The sequence below is a fragment of the Actinomycetospora sp. NBRC 106375 genome, from assembly GCF_030269665.1.
Taxonomy (GTDB): Bacteria; Actinomycetota; Actinomycetes; order Mycobacteriales; family Pseudonocardiaceae; genus Actinomycetospora.
On sequence record NZ_BSTS01000043.1, the window covers coordinates 1 to 17,198 of the forward strand.

At 76.4% G+C, this 17,198-nt stretch carries 18 protein-coding genes; 10 read left to right on the plus strand and 8 right to left on the minus strand.

Features of this window, described 5'->3' with window-relative positions; all coding sequences use genetic code 11:
* The first annotated feature begins 148 nt into the window (after positions 1–148).
* Positions 149–865, plus strand: coding sequence for a TIGR03089 family protein (locus tag QSK03_RS32190; protein WP_285659839.1), 717 nt, complete (start codon positions 149–151; stop codon positions 863–865).
* A 142-nt stretch (positions 866–1,007) separates the two neighbouring features.
* Here QSK03_RS32190 and QSK03_RS32195 read toward each other — a convergent pair whose 3' ends face one another.
* From QSK03_RS32195 to QSK03_RS32205, 3 genes are all read right to left on the minus strand, one after another.
* On the minus strand, positions 1,008–1,520 hold the full coding sequence (locus QSK03_RS32195) for a DUF805 domain-containing protein (RefSeq protein ID WP_285659841.1): 513 nt from the start codon (positions 1,518–1,520) through the stop codon (positions 1,008–1,010).
* A 104-nt stretch (positions 1,521–1,624) separates the two neighbouring features.
* On the minus strand, positions 1,625–2,779 hold the full coding sequence (locus tag QSK03_RS32200; protein WP_285659843.1) for an acyl-CoA dehydrogenase: 1,155 nt from the start codon (positions 2,777–2,779) through the stop codon (positions 1,625–1,627).
* A 125-nt stretch (positions 2,780–2,904) separates the two neighbouring features.
* A complete protein-coding gene (locus QSK03_RS32205; protein WP_285659845.1) occupies positions 2,905–4,176 on the minus strand; it encodes an FAD-dependent oxidoreductase in 1,272 nt (423 codons plus the stop codon).
* A 97-nt stretch (positions 4,177–4,273) separates the two neighbouring features.
* Between QSK03_RS32205 and QSK03_RS32210 the strand changes: the two genes are divergently transcribed.
* Positions 4,274–4,897 carry a TetR/AcrR family transcriptional regulator gene (locus QSK03_RS32210; RefSeq protein WP_285659847.1) on the plus strand — a complete coding sequence of 208 codons (624 nt, stop codon included), beginning with the start codon at positions 4,274–4,276 and terminating at the stop codon, positions 4,895–4,897.
* Here QSK03_RS32210 and purE read toward each other — a convergent pair.
* Genes purE through QSK03_RS32225 form a run of 3 tightly spaced genes read right to left on the minus strand, consistent with a single transcriptional unit; the run spans position 4,855 to position 7,714 of the window.
* Entirely contained in the window at positions 4,855–5,424 is a 570-nt protein-coding gene (purE, locus tag QSK03_RS32215; RefSeq protein ID WP_285659849.1) for a 5-(carboxyamino)imidazole ribonucleotide mutase, read from the minus strand. The two genes, QSK03_RS32210 and purE, sit on opposite strands and share 43 nt — an antisense overlap.
* Positions 5,421–6,611, minus strand: a complete 1,191-nt coding sequence (locus QSK03_RS32220) for a 5-(carboxyamino)imidazole ribonucleotide synthase (RefSeq protein WP_285659851.1) — start codon at positions 6,609–6,611, stop codon at positions 5,421–5,423. Before QSK03_RS32220 ends, purE begins: the two co-directional genes overlap by 4 nt.
* A gap of 23 nt (positions 6,612–6,634) precedes the next feature.
* A complete protein-coding gene (locus QSK03_RS32225; protein WP_285659852.1) occupies positions 6,635–7,714 on the minus strand; it encodes a GGDEF domain-containing protein in 1,080 nt (359 codons plus the stop codon).
* Positions 7,715–7,855: 141 nt separating this feature from the next.
* Here QSK03_RS32225 and QSK03_RS32230 point away from each other — a divergent pair, with 141 nt between their 5' ends.
* Positions 7,856–9,538, plus strand: coding sequence for a sigma-70 family RNA polymerase sigma factor (locus QSK03_RS32230; protein WP_285659854.1), 1,683 nt, complete (start codon positions 7,856–7,858; stop codon positions 9,536–9,538).
* 21 nt (positions 9,539–9,559) lie between these two features.
* Entirely contained in the window at positions 9,560–10,069 is a 510-nt protein-coding gene (locus tag QSK03_RS32235) for a GtrA family protein (protein WP_285659855.1), read from the plus strand.
* Here QSK03_RS32235 and QSK03_RS32240 read toward each other — a convergent pair.
* Both QSK03_RS32240 and QSK03_RS32245 read right to left on the minus strand, forming a co-directional pair.
* A complete protein-coding gene (locus QSK03_RS32240; protein ID WP_285659857.1) occupies positions 9,972–10,943 on the minus strand; it encodes a DMT family transporter in 972 nt (323 codons plus the stop codon). The genes QSK03_RS32235 and QSK03_RS32240 overlap by 98 nt on opposite strands.
* Positions 10,940–12,109, minus strand: a complete 1,170-nt coding sequence (locus QSK03_RS32245) for a cytochrome P450 (RefSeq protein ID WP_285659859.1) — start codon at positions 12,107–12,109, stop codon at positions 10,940–10,942. The genes QSK03_RS32240 and QSK03_RS32245 overlap by 4 nt, the downstream gene beginning before the upstream one ends.
* Positions 12,110–12,163: 54 nt before the next feature.
* Between QSK03_RS32245 and QSK03_RS32250 the strand changes: the two genes are divergently transcribed.
* The 6 genes from QSK03_RS32250 (at position 12,164) to QSK03_RS32275 (ending at position 17,077) form a co-directional block, all read left to right on the plus strand.
* Entirely contained in the window at positions 12,164–12,373 is a 210-nt protein-coding gene (locus tag QSK03_RS32250) for a hypothetical protein (protein WP_285659860.1), read from the plus strand.
* Positions 12,370–13,113 (plus strand): glycosyltransferase family 2 protein, encoded by a 744-nt coding sequence (locus QSK03_RS32255; RefSeq protein WP_285659863.1) that lies wholly within the window; start codon positions 12,370–12,372, stop codon positions 13,111–13,113. Before QSK03_RS32250 ends, QSK03_RS32255 begins: the two co-directional genes overlap by 4 nt.
* Positions 13,110–14,246: a cytochrome P450 gene (locus tag QSK03_RS32260; RefSeq protein ID WP_285659865.1), complete on the plus strand. Its 1,137-nt coding sequence runs from the start codon at positions 13,110–13,112 to the stop codon at positions 14,244–14,246. Before QSK03_RS32255 ends, QSK03_RS32260 begins: the two co-directional genes overlap by 4 nt.
* Positions 14,239–15,759: a class I adenylate-forming enzyme family protein gene (locus QSK03_RS32265; RefSeq protein ID WP_285659867.1), complete on the plus strand. Its 1,521-nt coding sequence runs from the start codon at positions 14,239–14,241 to the stop codon at positions 15,757–15,759. The genes QSK03_RS32260 and QSK03_RS32265 overlap by 8 nt, the downstream gene beginning before the upstream one ends.
* Entirely contained in the window at positions 15,756–16,676 is a 921-nt protein-coding gene (locus tag QSK03_RS32270) for an NAD-dependent epimerase/dehydratase family protein (RefSeq protein ID WP_285659869.1), read from the plus strand. Before QSK03_RS32265 ends, QSK03_RS32270 begins: the two co-directional genes overlap by 4 nt.
* Before the next feature lie 140 nt (positions 16,677–16,816).
* On the plus strand, positions 16,817–17,077 hold the full coding sequence (locus tag QSK03_RS32275) for a hypothetical protein (RefSeq protein WP_285659871.1): 261 nt from the start codon (positions 16,817–16,819) through the stop codon (positions 17,075–17,077).
* Positions 17,078–17,198: the final 121 nt, after the last annotated feature.

Consider the following 17,198-nt stretch of genomic DNA (forward strand, 5'->3'; position numbering starts at 1 on the left):
CGCGCTCCCACTCCCGGTCCCGACCTGCGGCCGACACCGACAATGAGATCTTGCTCCAGCGCAGCAGCGGTGAACCTACGACGGCGTGTCGCGAAACCGGTCAACGTTCATGGTCAACGCACTAGCGACCGGGATAGCGTCGGGGCCGATGACCGTCTCCGACGCCCTGCTCTCCCCGCTGCTCGCCGCCGACCCGGCGCGGCCGCTGATCACCTTCTACGACGACGCGACCGGCGAGCGCATCGAGCTCTCGGGCGCGACGTTCGCGAACTGGGTCGCGAAGACCGCGAACCTCCTGCGCGACGAGTGCGACGTCGAGCCCGGCGCCCCGGTCGCCGTGCTGCTGCCCGCGCACTGGCAGACGGCCGCGGCGCTGTGCGCGGTGTGGTCGTGCGGCGCGGAGATCGTCGCGGACCCGGCGGGCGCCGAGGTCGCCCTCGCCGACGCCGAGCACCTCGAGGAGGCGGGCAGCGCAGGGCTGGTGGTCGGCTTCTCGCTCGACGCCTTCGGCCAGGGACTCGGTGACGCGCTGCCCGGCGGGGCCGTCGACTACGCGACCGAGGTCCGGGTGCACGGCGACCACTTCGACCCCCTCGCCCCCGTGCCCGACGACACCCCGGCCCTCGCCGGCGCCGACGTCGCAACGGTCGTGGCGACGGCGCGGGCGCGTGCCGCGGAGCTGGGCCTGTCGGCGGACGACCGGGTGCTCGCCACCGGCGCGTGGCCGGTCGCGACCGCCGGCGGGCTCGTCGACGGCTTCCTCGCGGTGCTCGCGGCGGGCGCCTCGCTGGTGCAGGTGCGCCACCCGGCCGGGGACCAGACGCACCGGGCGGGCACCGAGAAGGTCACGCGGACCCTCGCCTGAGCAGGCGGCCCAGCCCGCCGGCCCGGGCGCCGGAACCCCGGAGACAACGAACGGCGCTCTCGTTGCTTCGAAAGCAGCGAGAGCGCCGTTCGTGTCGTTCGTCGGGCGGAGCGGGTCCGCTCAGGGGGTGCTCAGGGGGTGCTCAGGCCTGCGGCTGCTGCGGGTAGCCCTGCTGCGGCTGCTGGGGGTAGCCCTGCTGCGGGTAACCCTGCTGCGGCTGCTGCTGCGGGTAGCCCTGCTGCGGGTAGCCGCCCTGCGGGCCTGCCATCGCGTCCATCTTCGGGTCCGGGCCGTACTGGTTCGGGCCGCGGGTGCCCTCGATGCAGTAGAAGACCAGCAGCACGATGCCGCCGACGATCGGGACGAGGCCGATCAGCAGCCACCAGCCGGTGCGGTCGGTGTCGTGCAGGCGGCGGACGGCGACCGCGAGGGACGGGATCAGCACACCCAGCGAGTAGAGACCGCTGAGGAGGCCGCCACCGAACGAGAAGCCCGTTCCCGTCGAGGTGAAGCTGGCCGTGCCGATCAGCACGTCGATCAGGGCGAGCACGATGTACGCGATCGCGTTGAACAGGACGAACATCCAGAACTCGGTGCGACGAGCACGCCCGCTGAAGTCGGCGTACTGCTTGAGCACCTTCAGGTACCACTGCATGGGGGACCTCTCACGGAGCGTGTGGAGGGACCGAGATCTTCGCGGTCCCTTTCGCCCGAGTAGGCTAGCTCCGCACACGCTCCGTGAGTAGTACCCCGAACGGGTTACTTCTTGAGCAGGCTCCGCGCCATGACCATGCGCTGGATCTGGTTGGTGCCCTCGTAGATCTGCGTGATCTTGGCGTCGCGCATCATCCGCTCGACCGGGAAGTCGACGGTGTAGCCGGCGCCGCCGAAGAGCTGGACCGCGTCGGTGGTGACCGACATGGCCGTGTCGGAGGCGAAGCACTTCGAGGCCGACGCGATCAGGCCCATCTTCTCGCCGCGCTCGGCGCGCGCCGCGGCGGCGTAGACGAGGTGGCGGGCGGCCTCGGTGTTCATCGCCATGTCGGCGAGCATGAACTGGATGCCCTGGAAGTCGGCGACGGCCTTGCCGAACTGGTGGCGCTCGCGGACGTAGTCGACCGCCGCGTCGAGCGCGCCCTGCGCGATGCCGACGGCCTGTGCCCCGATGGTCGGGCGGGTGTGGTCGAGCGTCGCGAACGCCGTCTTCAGGCCCGTGCCGGGCTCGCCGATGATGCGGTCGCCGGGGATGCGGCAGTTCTCGAAGTAGATCTCGGTGGTCGGCGAGCCTTTGATGCCGAGCTTGTGCTCCTTCGGGCCGACCGAGAAGCCGGGGTCGTCGACGTGCACCACGAACGCCGAGATCCCGTTGGCGCCCTTGTCCGGGTCGGTCTTCGCCATGACCGTGTACCAGTCGGACACGCCGCCGTTGGTGATCCAGCACTTGGTGCCGTTGAGGACCCAGTCGTCGCCGTCCTGCGCCGCGCGGGTGCGCATCGAGACGGTGTCCGAGCCGGCCTCCCGTTCCGAGAGCGCGTAGCTGATCATCGATTCGCCGGAGGCGATGGTCGGCAGGACCTGCTGCTTCAGCTCCTCGGAGGCCGACAGGATGATCGGCATCGAGCCGAGCTTGTTCACCGCCGGGATGAGCGACGCCGACGCGTCGACGCGGGCGACCTCCTCGATGACCATGCACGCGACGATCGAGTCGGCGCCCTCGCCCCCGTACTGCTCGGGGATGTGGATCGCGTGGAACCCGTTCTGGACGAGGGCCTTGCGCGCCTCCTCCGGGAAGCGCGGCGTCGCGTCGACCTCCGCGGCGTGCGGCGCGATCTCCTTCTCGGCGAGGGCCCGGATCGACTCCCGCAGCGCGTCGCGCTCCTCACCGAGGCTGTACAGGTCGAAGTCTGGGTCCACGGCGTTCCTCCACACACGATTGCGTACCGCGGTCACGATACTCGGACGTCCGATCAATGTGGGAGGTCGCGACCACCCGACCGGTGTGGTCCCGGCTACGCCCGGTCGGTGGTCGCGGCCGCCCGTCACCGCGTCGGCGCCGCCCCGGTCACCCGCACGGGCTCGCGCCGGGCGAACGCCGGGGCGTGCTCGGGCCGCAGGCCGACGCCGATGAGGTAGGCGGGGATGATCGTCGCGGGCGGGAACGCGGCCATGAGGCGACGGATCGGGGCCGGCGGGCCGCCCATCCGCCCGCGCAGCACCGGCTCGACGATCCCCCGGTGCATGACGCGCTGCAGCGTCTGCACGGCGATCGTCGGGAGCAGCCGGCGGCGCCGCACGCGGTCGAGGTCCGACCCGGTGACGCGACCCTCCCGGAGGGGTTCCGCCAGCAGCGTCGCGGCGGCAACGGCGTCCTGCACCGCCAGGTTGATGCCGACGCCGCCGATCGGCGACATCGCGTGCGCGGCGTCGCCGAGGCAGAGCAGGCCGTCGACGTGCCACCGGCGCAGCCGGTCGAGCCGGACGTCGAGGTGCTTGACGTCGTCCATGCTCGCGAGCGTGTCGACGCGGTCGGCGAGGTCGGGGGCGAGCGCGGCGACATCCGCCCGGAACGCTTCGATGCCGCGGGCCCGAAGCTCGGCGTCGGTCCCCTTGGGCGCCATGTAGGCGATCTGGAAGTAGCCCTCGCGCGGGATGACGACCGCGAAGCGTCCGGCCTGCATCCGCGGGGAGAGCGCCTCGACGCCCTCGCCCTCGCGGCGCGGCAGCCGGAACCACCAGGCGTCCATCGGGCACGGGAAGTCGAGGACGTCGAGACCGGCCTGCGCCCGCGCGGTCGAGCCGCGCCCGTCGCACGCGACCGTCAGGTCGGCGGCGATCTCGCCGGTGTCGCCGTCCGCGGTGCGGTAGGCCACCCCGGTGACCGCGCCGTCGGCGCCGCGGCGCAGGTCCGTGACCTCGGTGTCCATCCGCAGCGTGAACGTCGGCTCCTGCGCGGCGGCGTCGGCGAGCAGGTCGAGCAGGTCCCACTGCGGCACCATCGCGATGTACGGGTGGTCGACGCGGCCGGCGAGGCGGCGCAGGTCGCCGACGACGAGCAGCTCGCCGTCCTCGCCGACCGGGAAGCCCACCCGGTCGAGCCGGCTCTGGGGCAGCGCGTCGAACCGCTCCCCCAGCCCGAGCTCGGTGAGCAGGTCGAGCGTCGTCGGGTGCACGGTGTCGCCCCGGAAGTCGCGCAGGAAGTCCGCGTGCTTCTCGAGCACCGTCACCTCGACACCGGCCCGCGCGAGCAGCAGCCCCAGCACCATCCCGGCCGGGCCGCCCCCGACCACGCAGCACGTCGTGCGCTCCATCATCCTCACCTCCGGGTGTTTTTCACCGTCTGTTGAATACGAGTGTGGACCCGCCGGCCGAGAAATTCAACAGTCGCTGAAAACGAGTAGGGTCGGGCGTGTGACCAGCAGCGAGACGGCGGGGCGGCGCGGGCGGCGGCCGGGCGACTCGCAGACCCGCACGGCGATCCTCGAGGCGGCGCGCGTGCGGTTCGCGCACGACGGGTTCCGCGCGGCGACGGTGCGGGCCATCGCCGCCGACGCGGGCGTCGACCCGGCGCTGGTGATGCACTACTTCGGTACGAAGCAGGGCCTGTTCGTCGCCGCGATGGAGTTCCCGCTCGACCCGGCGCAGATCGTCCCGCGCATCGTCGGACCGGGGATCGACGGGCTGGGCGAGCGGCTCGTCCGCTTCCTGCTCGGGCTCGTCGACGAGCTCGGCGAGGCGAACCCGATGCTCGCGCTCGTGCGCTCGGCGGTCGGACACCCCGACGCCGCCCGGATGATGCGCGAGTTCCTCGGCGAGGCGATCCTCGACCGGGTCGCGGCGGCTGTGGACGCCGACCGCCCGCGGCTGCGCGCCGACCTGTGCGCGTCCCAGATCGTCGGGATCCTCATGGCCCGGCAGGTCCTCGCGCTGCCCGAGCTGGCGGCCGCCGACCGCGAGATCCTGATCCAGGTCTACGGCCGGACCATCCAGCGCTACCTCACGGAGCCGCTGGAGTCTCCCGCCGCGTCACGGTGAGCCCGCGCCGCCAGCGCCTCGTCCTTCGCGGCGACGGACTCGGCGAGCCCGGCCTGGAAGCGCTCCATCGCGCGGGCGAGCGCCGGGTCGGACGCGCCGAGGATCCGCACGGCGAGCAGGCCCGCGTTGCGCGCCCCGCCGATCGACACCGTCGCCACCGGCACACCGGCCGGCATCTGCACGATCGAGAGCAGCGAGTCCATGCCGTCGAGGTGCGCGAGCGGCACCGGCACGCCGATCACCGGCAGCGTCGTGGCGGACGCGACCATGCCGGGCAGGTGCGCCGCCCCGCCCGCCCCGGCGATCACGACCCGCACCCCGCGGCCGGCCGCCGCGGACGCCCAGTCGAGCATCACCCGCGGCGTGCGGTGCGCGGAGAGCACGCGCGCCTCCCAGGAGACGCCGAACTCGTCGAGCGCGGCCGCCGCGGCCTGCATCGTCGGCCAGTCGGAGTCGCTGCCCATGACGAGGCCGACGGCGGGGGTGCTGTCCGGCGTGTTCTCCGGGACGGTCCCAGGGGCGCTCATGAGGCGTGAGGGTCCCATCCGTCGCTCCACACTCCGGTCGCGAGGTGGTCCGCGGCGAGACGGGCACGGGTGCGCACGTCGTCGAGGTCGTCCCCGCGGACGGTGACGTGACCGATCTTGCGGCCGGGACGCTCGCCCTTGCCGTAGAGGTGCACCCGGGCGTCGGGGAAGCGCGCGTAGGTGTGGTGCAGGCGCTCGTCGAGCCGCGTCGGCGGGACGGGGTCGCCGCCGAGGACGTTGGCCATCACCGTCACCGGCGCCGTGGTCGTGGTCGCGCCCAGCGGGTAGTCGAGCACGGCGCGCAGGTGCTGCTCGAACTGGGAGGTCACCGCGCCCTCGATCGTCCAGTGCGCCGAGTTGTGGGGCCGCATCGCGAGCTCGTTGACCACGAGCCCCCGGTCGGTCTCGAACAGCTCCACCGCGAGCAGGCCGACGACGCCCAGTGCGGCGGCGATGCGCAGGGCGAGCTCGCCGGCCTCCTCGGCACGCTCGGCGTCGAGCCCGGGCGCGGGGGCGAGGACCTCGGTGCAGATGCCGTGGGACTGCACGGTCTCGACCACCGGCCACACCGCCGCCTGCCCGAACGGCGAGCGGGCCAGCATGGTGGCGAGCTCGCGGCGCAGCGCCACCTTCTGCTCGACCATGAGCGGGGTCCCGGCGCCCAGCAGCTCGGTGACGACGCTCTTCGCCTCGTCGGCGTCGTCCAGCACCCACACCCCGCGGCCGTCGTAGCCGCCGCGCACCGCCTTGAGCACCACCGGCCAGCCGTGCTCGCCGGCGAAGGCGGTGACGTCGTCGACGCCCGCCACCGCGGCGAACGGCGGCACGGGCTCGCCGAGCTCCGCGAGCCGGCGGCGCATGACGAGCTTGTCCTGGGCGTGCAGGAGGGCCTCCGGGCCGGGGTGCACGGTGTGGCCCTCGGCGACCAGGGCGCGCAGGTGCTCGCCCGGCACGTGCTCGTGGTCGAACGTGACGGCCTCGGCGCCGGCGGCCGCGCGGCGCAAGGCGTCGAGGTCGCGGTGGTCGCCGAGGACGACGTCCGGTGCGACCAGCGCCGCGGGCTCGTCGGGGCCCGTCGCGAGCACGCGCAGCGACTGCCCGAGCGCGATCGCGGCCTGGTGGGTCATCCGCGCCAGCTGGCCGCCGCCGATCATCGTCACCACGGGAAGCCCGGTGCGCTCGTCCACGGTGCAGAGACGGTACGCGCGCGTCAGGTGTGATCCGGGCCCGACTCGGCGTCCGGGGCGGGATGCGTGGCGGGGTCGGCGGCGGGGTCGGCGGCGGGGTCGGCGGCGGGGTCGGCGGCGGGGTCGGCGGCGGGGTCGGCGGCGGGGTCGGCGGCGGGGTCGGCGGCGGGGTCGGCGGCGGGGTCGCCGGCGGGGTCCGTGCCGGGGTCGGCGCTGCGCAGCCGTTCGAGCAGGGCACAGGCCCCGTCGTGGGTCGCGGGCAGGCGCAGGATCTGCGCCGACGGCGCCCCGGCGACGCCCTCGGTCGCGGACAGGCGGCGGGCGAGCAGGCGGCGCAGCACGGCGGCGCGCTCGACGAGACCCTCGCGCGGCGCGAGCACGACGACCGTGCCGCGCCCGACGACCGCGATCGACTCGCCGGCATCGAAGACCACGCCCGCCGCCTCGCCGGCGATCGAGAGGGGTGCGACGCGGCGCCAGTCGCCGACCTCGAGCGCGAGCACCACCAGCGCGTGCCCGTCCCCGGCCGACCGGCCGTGGGCACGCGCGGCCCGGTAGATCTCCGCGAGGCGGGTGCGCAGGTAGCGGACGCTGGCGAGCCCCGAGAGCGGGTCCACCGCCGCGGTCTCGTTGAGGTCCCCGCAGGCGACGTCCGTCCACGCCAGCGACACGGCCCGCAGGAGACGCACCCCGTCGGGGCCGCGGCCGGCGGGTGCGGCCGTCTCGGCGCCGTTCGTCCCGGAGCCGCCGGAGACCGCGGTGTTGAGGGCGGCCAGGTCGGTGAGCGTCTCGGCGAGCCCGACCCCGGCCCCGGCCCGCGCCCCGGCCCACCGCGCGAGCGCTGACTCCACGGCGCGCTCGCGGGCGCCGTGATCGTCGTGGCGGGCGGTCACGACCGAGCACACCGCGTCGATGGCGGGGTCCGGCCACTCGGCCGCGGCCGCCCAGCCCAGGGCTCGGCTGCAGGCGAACCAGCGTTCCCGCAGGGCCGCGGCCCGTGCCGGGCGGGGCGTCGCGCCGTCGGGGACGGCCGTGTCGACGTCGATCGGGGCCGTGGCCTCGGCGGTGGCCGTGCCCGACCCCTCGTTGCTGCTGACGTCCATGCCCCGGCCGACCTCCGGCGTGCTCGTGCGAACTGGTCCCGACCGCAGAGACGCGCGGGGACATCGCCCATGACGGTGACGGTCACCGGTTCGGCCGTACGGGCGCAGACACACTCGTCCGGTCGGGGGAGGGGTGGTCGGGTGACGGTCGACGACGGCGGGCGTCCCGACGACGCCGGGGGCTCGTCCGACGGGGACCCCCGCAGCGACGCCGAGCTCATCGCGCGGCTGCGGGGCCGGGGCGCCGACCGGGACTCGACCTCGGCGTTCGCCACCCTCTACACGCGCCACGAGCAGTCCGCCCGGGCGCTGGCGCGCCAGCTCGCGCGCTCGCCCGCCGACGCCGACGACCTCGTCGCGGGCGCCTTCACGCGCCTGCTCGAGGTGCTGCGCGCCGGGCGCGGGCCCACCGAGGCGTTCCGCGCGTACCTGCTGACCTCGGTGCGCCACCTCGCCTACGACCGCAGCCGCGCCGAGCGCCGGCTCGACCTCACCGACGACGTCACCGCGGTGCACGCCGCCGACCCCGACGACACGATCGTCCCGTTCACCGACCCGGCCCTCGCCGGGCTCGAACGGACCCTGGCGGCGCGGGCGTTCGCGACGCTGCCGGAGCGCTGGCAGGCGGTGCTCTGGCACCTCGAGGTCGAGGGCGACACGCCCGCCGACATCGCGCCGCTGTTCGGGCTGTCCGCCAACGCCGTCTCCGCGCTCGGCTACCGCGCCCGGGAAGGGCTGCGCCAGGCCTACCTCCAGGAGCACCTCGCCTCGTCCTCCGGGCACTGGGACCGGCGCCACCGCGACACCGGCGAGAAGCTCGGCGCCTACACCCGTGGCGGCCTCGCCCGCCGGGAGGCCGAGCGCGTCGAGACCCACCTCGCCGAGTGCGCCGAGTGCCGCGCGCTGGCCGAGGAGCTGCGCGACGTCAACTCGGGGATGCTGCGCGCCGTCGTGGCGCCGCTCGTACTCGGCGCGGGCATCGTCGGCTACCTCGCGTCCCGGGGCACGACCGGCCCGCTCGCCTTCGACGCCGACAGCAGCCAGCTCGCCGTCGCCGGCGGTGGGGCACTGGGCGTGCTCGGCGCGCTGGGCGGGATCTCCGGTCTCGGCGGGGTGAGCGCGCGGCCGACGGCCTCGACCCGCGCGTCCCGCCGGCGCGCCGCGGGCGTGCTGGGCCTGGCGGGCGCGGTCGGCGTCGCCGCGTTCGTCGTCGGCGACCACGCCGAACCGCCGCCGTCGCCCCCGCGCGCCGCCGCCCCGGTGCTGCCGCTGGTCCCGGGCCCCTCGGCGCCACCCCCCATCCCGGGCCCGTCCCCCGACGCCGCCCTGGCCCTGCCGGGTCTCCTGGACGGGACCGGAGGCGCCGCGGGGGGCGATCCCGCCGACCGGGCGCGCCACGGCACCGAGGACGGCGGCGCACGGGGTGTACCAGCAATGCGGCTTTCCTCGCGTGGGACGCCAGGATCGCCACACGCTCGCTCGCGCGACACGCCGGGGAGGGCCGGCGACGGAGCAGGCGGCGGGACGGGCGACGGAACAGGCGGCGGGACGGGCGACGGGGCCGGCGACGGGGCCGGCGACGGGGCGACCCCAGCGGCCGGCGCGAGGGGCGGGACCGTGCCCGGAACGACCGGAGCCGTCCCCGCCGCGACCGCGCGCGCCTCCCCCGCGGATGCCCGACCCACCGGGCCCGGCCCCGCCCCGGCGGTCGCGCTCCTGGCGCCCGCGGACGCCCCCGGGACCGGCGACTGCGTCGTCACCACGCGCCTGCCGGCGCTCGGCGCGGCGGGTGTCGTGTGCCCGATCGACGCCTCGGGGCGGTAGCGGTCTGCCAGACTCGCGACGATGACCGACGACCGGCCGCGCGCCCCGGGGCTGCCCCCGGTGCTGCGCCGCCCCGTCGCCGGGCTCACCGAGCGCTACGGCGAGTTCGTCAAGTTCGCGATCGTCGGCGCGATCACGTTCGTCGTGGACACGGCCGTGTTCGTGACGGCGAAGTCGACGGTGCTGGAGCCCAAGCCGGTCACCGCGAAGGTCGTCGCCGTGCTCGTCGCGACGATCGTCGGCTACGTACTCAACCGCGAGTGGTCGTTCCGGCTGCGCGGCGGGCGGGGCCGTCCGCACGAGGCGCTGCTGTACTTCGTGGTGTCGGGCATCGCGCTCGGGATCAACGCGGCGCCGCTCGGGATCTCCCGCTACGTGCTCGACCTCGCCACGCCGGCGGTCTCGACCCTCACCGAGCACGTCGCGGACCTCGTCAGCGCCCAGGTCGTCGGGACCCTCCTCGCGATGGTGTTCCGCTGGTGGGCGTTCCGGCGCTGGGTGTTCCCGGACGAGGTCGGCCCGCTGCGCTGACGGTGCTGGCGGTGCTGACGGTGCTGACGGTGCTGACGGCACCCACCCCGCGGGCCAGCACGACGACCGCCACGAGCATCGCGATCACCGCCGCGACCGTGAGCCCGAGCGCGGACCCGAAGGCTCCGAGCGACTCCCCCAGCACCACCACGCCGAGCGCCGCGGCGACCACCGGCTCGCCCGCCGCCACCACCGGCAGCGACGCCGGCAGCGGGCCCGCGCGATAGGCCAGCTGCTGCGCCGCGGTGCCCGCGAGCAGCACGACCGCGGCCGTCCACGTCTCCCACGCGCCGAGCAGGGCGGCGATCCCGTCGGGCACGAGCGCGACCACGGTCGTCGTCAGCGCCGCTCCGAGCCCGTAGGCCAGCGCGGCCGGGATCCCGAGCAGCACGGCCCGGCCCGCACCCGGACGCCGGCGCCGCGCGGCGAGCGCAGCGCACGCCGACAGCACCGCGACCCCGGCGAGCACCGGCAGCCACGACGTGAGCGGCACCCGCGCGAGACCCCGCTCCGGGCGGCCCAGCACGACGAACACCGCCAGCGCGACCGCGAGCACCCCGCCCGCCACGACCTCGCCCCGTCGCGGCGGCTGGCCCGCCGCCCGCGCCCCGCCCACCAGCGCGACCAGCACCGACGCCGCCACGATCGGCTGGACGAGCAGCAGCGGCCCGACCGCGCGGGCGGCGAGCAGGAACCCGAACCCCGCGGTGTCCGCCGCGGCCCCGGCGAGCCACCGGCGCCGGCGCAGCAGGGCGGCGAAGAACCCCGCGCCCTGGTCGCGCACCGTCGACGCCGCGGTCTGCTGCAGCACCGCGGACGCGCCGACCAGGAGCGCGGCGACGAGGGCGAGGAGGGTGGCGAGGACCGTGGTCACGACACCGCGATCCGCAGCTCGGCGTAGGACGGGACGAGCACCCGCCGGGCGGCACGGCGGCCGGTGACGCGCCACGGCCGGCCCGTCGCGAGCAGTGCGTGCAGCAGCCCGGCGAGCTCCGCCTTCGCGAGCGCCGCCCCCAGGCACTGGTGACGTCCGGCCCCGAACCACAGCTGGCGGGTCGCCGGCTCGTAGGGGCGGTCGAGGTCGAAGCCGCCGGCGGCGTTGTCGATCGCGTGGGTCAGGACGAGCACGCGGTCGCCGGCCCGCAGGCGGGCGTCGCCGAGGGTGGTGTCCGCCGTGACGTGCCGGCCCACCACGGGCGCGGGGGTGCTGACGCGCAGGCCCTCGCGCACGGCGTCGGGCACGCGGTCGGGCTCGGCGAGCAGGCGCGGCGCGGTGCCGGTGTCTGCGACGAGGGCGACGGTGCGGGCCATCGCGCTCGCCGCGGTCCCGGTCCCGGCGACGGCCATGAGCACCGCGAGCCCCTCGGTCTCCCGCAGGCCGAGTCCGAGCTCGCGGCAGCGGCCGAGCAGCCGGTCGGGCCCGGCGTGCGCCCACTCGTCGGCCACGCCCGCGGTGAGCCGGGCAACGAGGTCGCGCGCGGTCGCCACCGTCGCGGGGTCGAGCGCCGTGGACGCCCCCGTCCCGAGGGCCAGCGCCGCGAGACCCTCGGCGGTCGCGAAGCGCTCCCGCGCGGTCCCGTCGTCGGCCAGCGGCAGTCCGAGGAGATCGGCGACGACCCGGCCCACGAGCACGCGGGCGAGGTCGGCGACGTCGAGCTCGGCGCCCGTGCTCAGCTCCCGCGTGGCGACCGCGAGCCGGGCGGCCAGGACCCGGTCGACGTGCGCGCGGGCCGAGGCCTCGGTGAACACGTCGCGCACCCGGGCGCGCAGGGCCGCGTGGCCGCGGCCGTCGAAGAGCTCGGTGACCCAGTCGCCGAGGACCTGCGCCCACAGGTGCCCGACGCCGCCCTCGCCGACGACGCTCGTGTGGGCGTGGTCGGTGAGCAGCCGGCGCGCGAGCACCGGGTCGGCGACGAGCCACCCGACCCTCGGGACGCGGCGCACGGGACCGGTCCACCGCCCGGCCCGCAGTAACGCCCACAGCGCCGGGCGCGACGCGAACAGCACGCGTGATTCGTGACGCTGTGCGGTCGTCGTCATGTCGGTATTTCTCCCCTACCGGGGTGGGCAGGGGGAAGGGTGAGATCACTCGGCATGAGCACCCTCCCCGCCGGGACCGCCGTGCACCTGCCCGGCGAGCTGCCGGCGTCCGCCCGGACCGGGGCCCGGATCGCCGCGGCGAGCGACGGGTCCGCCCCGCCCTCGGACATGATCGAACGTGCCACAGCTGTCACGGAGGGTCACCCCGTGCCCGGCGACCCGGCCCGCCGGATCAGCACGGGCGTCGTGGTGGTGACGCCGTGAGCCTCTGGGTGGTGATCCCCGCCTACGACGAGGCGCGCGGGATCCCCGCGACGCTCGACGCCCTCGCCGCCCAGCACGACCCGTCGTTCACGGTGCTGGTGGTCGACAACGGCAGCCGCGACGGCACCGCCGCCGTCGTCGCGGCCCACTCCCGCGGGCTGGACCTGCGCGTGATCACCGAGCCGGTGAAGGGCACCGGCGCCGCCGCCGACACCGGGATGCGCCACGCGATCGCCGCCGGCGCCACGCTGCTGGCACGCACCGACGCCGACTGCCTGCCCGCGCCGGGCTGGACGGCCGCGCTGCGGGCGGGGTTCACCGACGGCCTCGAGCTGATCGGCGGGCGCCTCGTGCCGCGCACCGACGAGGTGGTGCTGCGGTTCTGGGAGCGCCGCGGGCTGCCGGCGGTCGTCGCGCTCGCCGCGACCTTCGGCCGGTTCCGGCCGGGGAACCGGGGAGATGACCTCCACGGCCCGTACGTCATGTGCGCCGGGTGCAACCTCGCGATCACCGCGGACCTCTACGCCCGCTGCGGCGGCTTCCCGCGCACGGCGATCGAGGACGTCCACGAGGACCGCGCGCTGGTCAACGCCGTGCGTCGCGCCGGCGGGCGGATCGGGCGGCGGCGCGACGCCGTCGTCGCCGGGTCGGTGCGCCGCGTGCGGGCGTACGGGCTGGTGGGGACGCTCGGCTGGTATGCCGACCACCGGCACCGTCCCGACGTGGTGGACGTGCGATGAGCGCTCCCGCCCTCCGGGCCGACCGGCGGCTGATCGACGCCGCGCACCCCGTCGCCGCCCCGTTGGCCCGGCTGGCCGCGCGGCGCCCGGTGGTGCGGGTGCCCGGGGTGGGCGCCGTGATCAGCGACGCGGCACTGGCCCGGGAGGTGCTCACCGACACCAAGCGCTTCCGCAAGGACGGCCCGGGCGGCCCCGGCGCACTGTGGACCCCGGTGCTCGGCGAGGCGGTGCTGCTCGGGATGGAGGGCGAGCCGCACCGGGCGATGCGCCGCGCGCTGGGTGACCTGTTCACGGCGCGGGCGTCGGCGGAGCTGGTCTCGGGGGCGGTGGGTCCGCGGCTGACGTCGCTGACCGGCCGGTTGCGGGCCGGCGCGGAGGTCGACCTCGTCGACGAGATGCGCGTGGTCGCCGGCGCCGTGATCGCCGCCCTGGTCGGGCTCGACGGCGGGGCGGCCGAGCACCGGGCCATGAGCCGGCGCGCCTCTCGCGTCGCCGCCTCGGTCCGGCCCACCACGCGCACCCTCTCGCCGCGGCGCGCCGCCCGGGCCCGCGCCGAGCTGGCCCCGGTCGTCGGGGCGGCCTCGGCGTCGTGGCACACCGGACGCGCCGGGACGGTAGTGGCGCGGCTGCGCGCGGCCGGCGTCGACCACGACGCGTCGTGCGGCGCGGCCGCGGCCCTGTTCCTCACCGGCACCGAGACCGTCGTCGCCCTCCTGCCGCGGCTCGTGGCCCTCTTGATCGACACCGGCGAGCAGGACGCCGACCTCGACGACGCCGTCGACGAGGCCCTGCGCTTCACCGCGCCCTCGCCGGCGATGCTGCGCCGGGTAGCCGGGCCGGCGTCCGTCGGCGGGTGTGCGCTGCGTGCCGGCGACCGCGTCCTCGTGCTCACCCACGCCGCGGTGCGGGCGGGTGAGGCGTTCCGGATCGGCGCGCCCGTCGACCCCGCCGCGCGGTCGCTGTGGTTCGGGGCCGGCCCCCACCACTGCCTGGGGGCGGCGCTGGCGCGGGCCGAGGTGCGCGCGGTCGCCGCGGCCGCCCTCGCAGCCGGGCCGCTGCGCGTGGTGCGCCGCCGCCCCGCCCGCCGCGTCCTCGTCCCGGCCTGGCGCGAGCTGGTGGTGGCCCGTGCCTGATCTCGCCGTGACCGTCCTCGAGGCCTGCGTGCGCCACCGGGACCGCGTGGCCCTGCTCGACGCCCTCGGGCGCCCGACGACCTTCGGGGCGCTGCGGTCGCGCGTGCTGGCGGTGGCCTCCGGTCTGCGTCGCCGGGGTCTCGAGCCCGGCGACCGGGTGCTGTTCGCGGTGCCGCCGTCGCCGAGCTCGTTCGCCCTGGCGCTCGGCGTCGTCACCGCCGGCGGCACCCTCGCCTTCGCCGACCCCCGCGCCGGCGACGCCGTCCTCGCCGCCCGCGCCGCCGCCCTCGCCCCGCGCTGGGCGCTCGCCGCGTCGCCGGTGTACGCGCTGGCGGGCCGCGTGTGGCGCTCGCTGGGCGACGTCACGCACGTCTACACCGGCCCCCGCCTGCCCGGCGTCCCGTGCGGGGCGTTCTCGTGGCGGCGTGTGTGTCAGCGAAGTGCCCTCACGGACGCTCAGCGTCCGTATCGGGACTTCGATCAAGGTCGCTGCGGCGACGCCGGGGCCCCCGCGCTGGTGATCCCGACGTCGGGCACGACCGCGGCGCCGCGGCTGGTGGTGCACTCGCGGGCGTCACTGGGTGCCGGGCTCGCGGCGTTCGCGGCGCGGGTGCCGTTCGGTCCCGGCGACGTCGTCCACACCGACCAGCTCATGATCGGGCTGCCTGCTCTGGCGGGCGGCGCGACGTGGTCGCTCCCGGCGCCCGGCGCGCGCCCGTCCCGGCTGGCCCGCGTGCTGCGCGGCCGCGGGGCGACGCACACCTTCTGCGTGCCCGCGGACGTCGACGCCGTCGCGCGCGGCGGGCCGCTGCCGCCCGGAGTGCGCGGCATCCTGCTCGGCGCGGCCCCGGTGCTGCCGGGTCCGCTGCGCCGTCTGCGGTCGGTCGCCCCGAACGCCGACCTCCTCGCCGTCTACGGGATGACGGAGCTGGCGCCGGCGGCGGTTGCGACCGCCGAGGAGAAGATCGCCCACACCGACGCCGGCGCGCCGGGCGACCTGCTGGGGACCCCGCTGCCCGGCGTCACCGCCCGCGTCGCCGACGACGGCGAGCTCTGCTTCAGCGCCCCGCACCAGGCGCTGGGCTACCTGGACCTCGGTGATCGAAGTACCGATACGGACGCTGAGTGTCCGCAACGGCACTTCGCTGGCACGCCGGAGATCGCCAGCGGGGACCTGGGCCGCGTGCTGGACGACGGGCGGATCGTGCTCACGGGCCGGCGCAAGGACATGATCATCCGGGGTGACCGCAACATCTACCCCGGTCTCTACGAGGCGGCGGTGACCGCGCTGCCCGGGGTCCGGGAGGCGCTGCTGGTCGGCGTGCCCACACCCGCCGGCGACGAGCACGTCGTCCTCGCCGTCGCCGGCGACCGTCCCGACGCCGGCACCGTCCGCCGGGTCTTCGGGGTCGACGCGCCCGACGAGGTCGTGGTCCTCGACGACCTCCCCCGCGGCGGGCGCTCCCGCAAGCCCGACCGCGGCGCCCTCCGCGCGCTCCTGGCGCGGCGGTGAGGATCGCCGTCACCGGCGCCTCCGGGTTCGTCGGGGGCGCGGTCTGCCGGGCCGCGGTCGGGGCGGGTCACGAGGTCCGGGCGCTGGGGCGGCGCCCGCACGTCGACCCGGAGCACGTCGCGGGCGCCGGCTACCGGGCGCACGACCTCACCGACGGGCCCCCGGACCTCGCCGGCGCCGACGTCGTCGTCCACGCCGCCGGCGCGGCCTCGGACGCCCTGCCCGCCCAGGCGCACTGGGACGCGCACGTCGCCGGGACCCGCGCCGTGCTCGCCGGACTGCCGGCACACGCCCGGCTCGTGCACCTCTCGACCGCCAGCGTCTACGACCCGCGCCGCCCCACCGTCCGGGCGCGCGAGGACGCCGCCCCCGGCCCCGCGTACCCCGACGGCTACGGCGCCGCGAAGGCCGCCGCCGAGCGCCTCGTGCGCGCGACGCGACCCGACGCCGTGATCCTGCGCCCGCACGCGGTCTACGGGCCGGGCGAGGCCACGCTGCTCCCCCGCCTGCTCGCCGCCGTCCGCGCCGGGCGCCTCGTCGTCCCGGGCCGCGGCCCGCGGGCGATCAGCCTGACGCGGATCGACACGCTGGTCGGCGCCGTGCTCGCACTCCTCGACGGCCCGGGCGGGACCTACAACGTCGCCGACGCCGAACCCGTCGAGCTGCTCACGACGCTGACCGCGGTCCTCGCCGCGCGGGGCGTCCGTGTCCGGACGTTCAGTCTCCCGGTACCCCTCGCCCACTCGATCGCGATCATCGCGGAGGCGACCGCCCGCATCTGCGGCACGAGTCCGGTGCTCAGCCGCTACGCGGTGCGCCACGTCGCCCGGGAGCGCACGCTCGACGTGACCACGTTGCGCGACCGATCGGGGTACGACCCTCCCCCGACGGACGTCGCCGATGCTGCTCATTGGTGAGGCTCACGACCGTCGGTCTCCGGTGACTGTCCGGTCGTCGCCCGAACGCGCTGGGTGTTCCAAGGTTCTTGATACCGTCGGTACCGCCCGATCGGTGATGCCTCGGTGGGGTCGGGCACAGGACGCGGAGGAGGACTGCTGTGCCCAAGCTGCCGTGCCCGCATCGTCAGGCCACCGGCCGCGAGGTCTCCCTCGACCCGCTCGTCGAACCCGACGAGCTCGAACAGTGTGACGGGCTCATGGTCCTGGTGCTCGACCCGGTGACCGGGGCGGCCGACACGTACGGCCCCTACCCCGCCGGACGCGCCCGCGCCGAGGCCGACGGCCGCCGCCAGGAGCTCGACGCCGAGGACCTCACCGAGGTCACGGTCGCGCTCGTGCGCCACCACCGCCCGCGCTAGTGCTGCGTCAGGCAACGTTGGGTAGGTAATCGGGCCTGCGGATCTTGGAGTTGGCGGCGAAGCGGCGTTTCGGGGTGGCGTGGCGGTTGTGCCAGCGGACGTATCCGGCGATCGCTCGCTC

What these genes read in the sequence shown, in the direction of transcription:
- QSK03_RS32190 (WP_285659839.1), top strand. Translation starts at nt 149, where the DNA reads ATGACCGTCTCCGACGCCCTGCTCTCCCCGCTGCTCGCCGCCGACCCG.
- QSK03_RS32195 (WP_285659841.1), bottom strand. Translation starts at nt 1,520, where the DNA reads ATGCAGTGGTACCTGAAGGTGCTCAAGCAGTACGCCGACTTCAGCGGG.
- QSK03_RS32205 (WP_285659845.1), bottom strand. Translation starts at nt 4,176, where the DNA reads ATGATGGAGCGCACGACGTGCTGCGTGGTCGGGGGCGGCCCGGCCGGG.
- purE (WP_285659849.1), bottom strand. Translation starts at nt 5,424, where the DNA reads ATGAGCGCCCCTGGGACCGTCCCGGAGAACACGCCGGACAGCACCCCC.
- QSK03_RS32225 (WP_285659852.1), bottom strand. Translation starts at nt 7,714, where the DNA reads ATGGACGTCAGCAGCAACGAGGGGTCGGGCACGGCCACCGCCGAGGCC.
- QSK03_RS32235 (WP_285659855.1), top strand. Translation starts at nt 9,560, where the DNA reads ATGACCGACGACCGGCCGCGCGCCCCGGGGCTGCCCCCGGTGCTGCGC.
- QSK03_RS32245 (WP_285659859.1), bottom strand. Translation starts at nt 12,109, where the DNA reads ATGACGACGACCGCACAGCGTCACGAATCACGCGTGCTGTTCGCGTCG.
- QSK03_RS32250 (WP_285659860.1), top strand. Translation starts at nt 12,164, where the DNA reads ATGAGCACCCTCCCCGCCGGGACCGCCGTGCACCTGCCCGGCGAGCTG.
- QSK03_RS32260 (WP_285659865.1), top strand. Translation starts at nt 13,110, where the DNA reads ATGAGCGCTCCCGCCCTCCGGGCCGACCGGCGGCTGATCGACGCCGCG.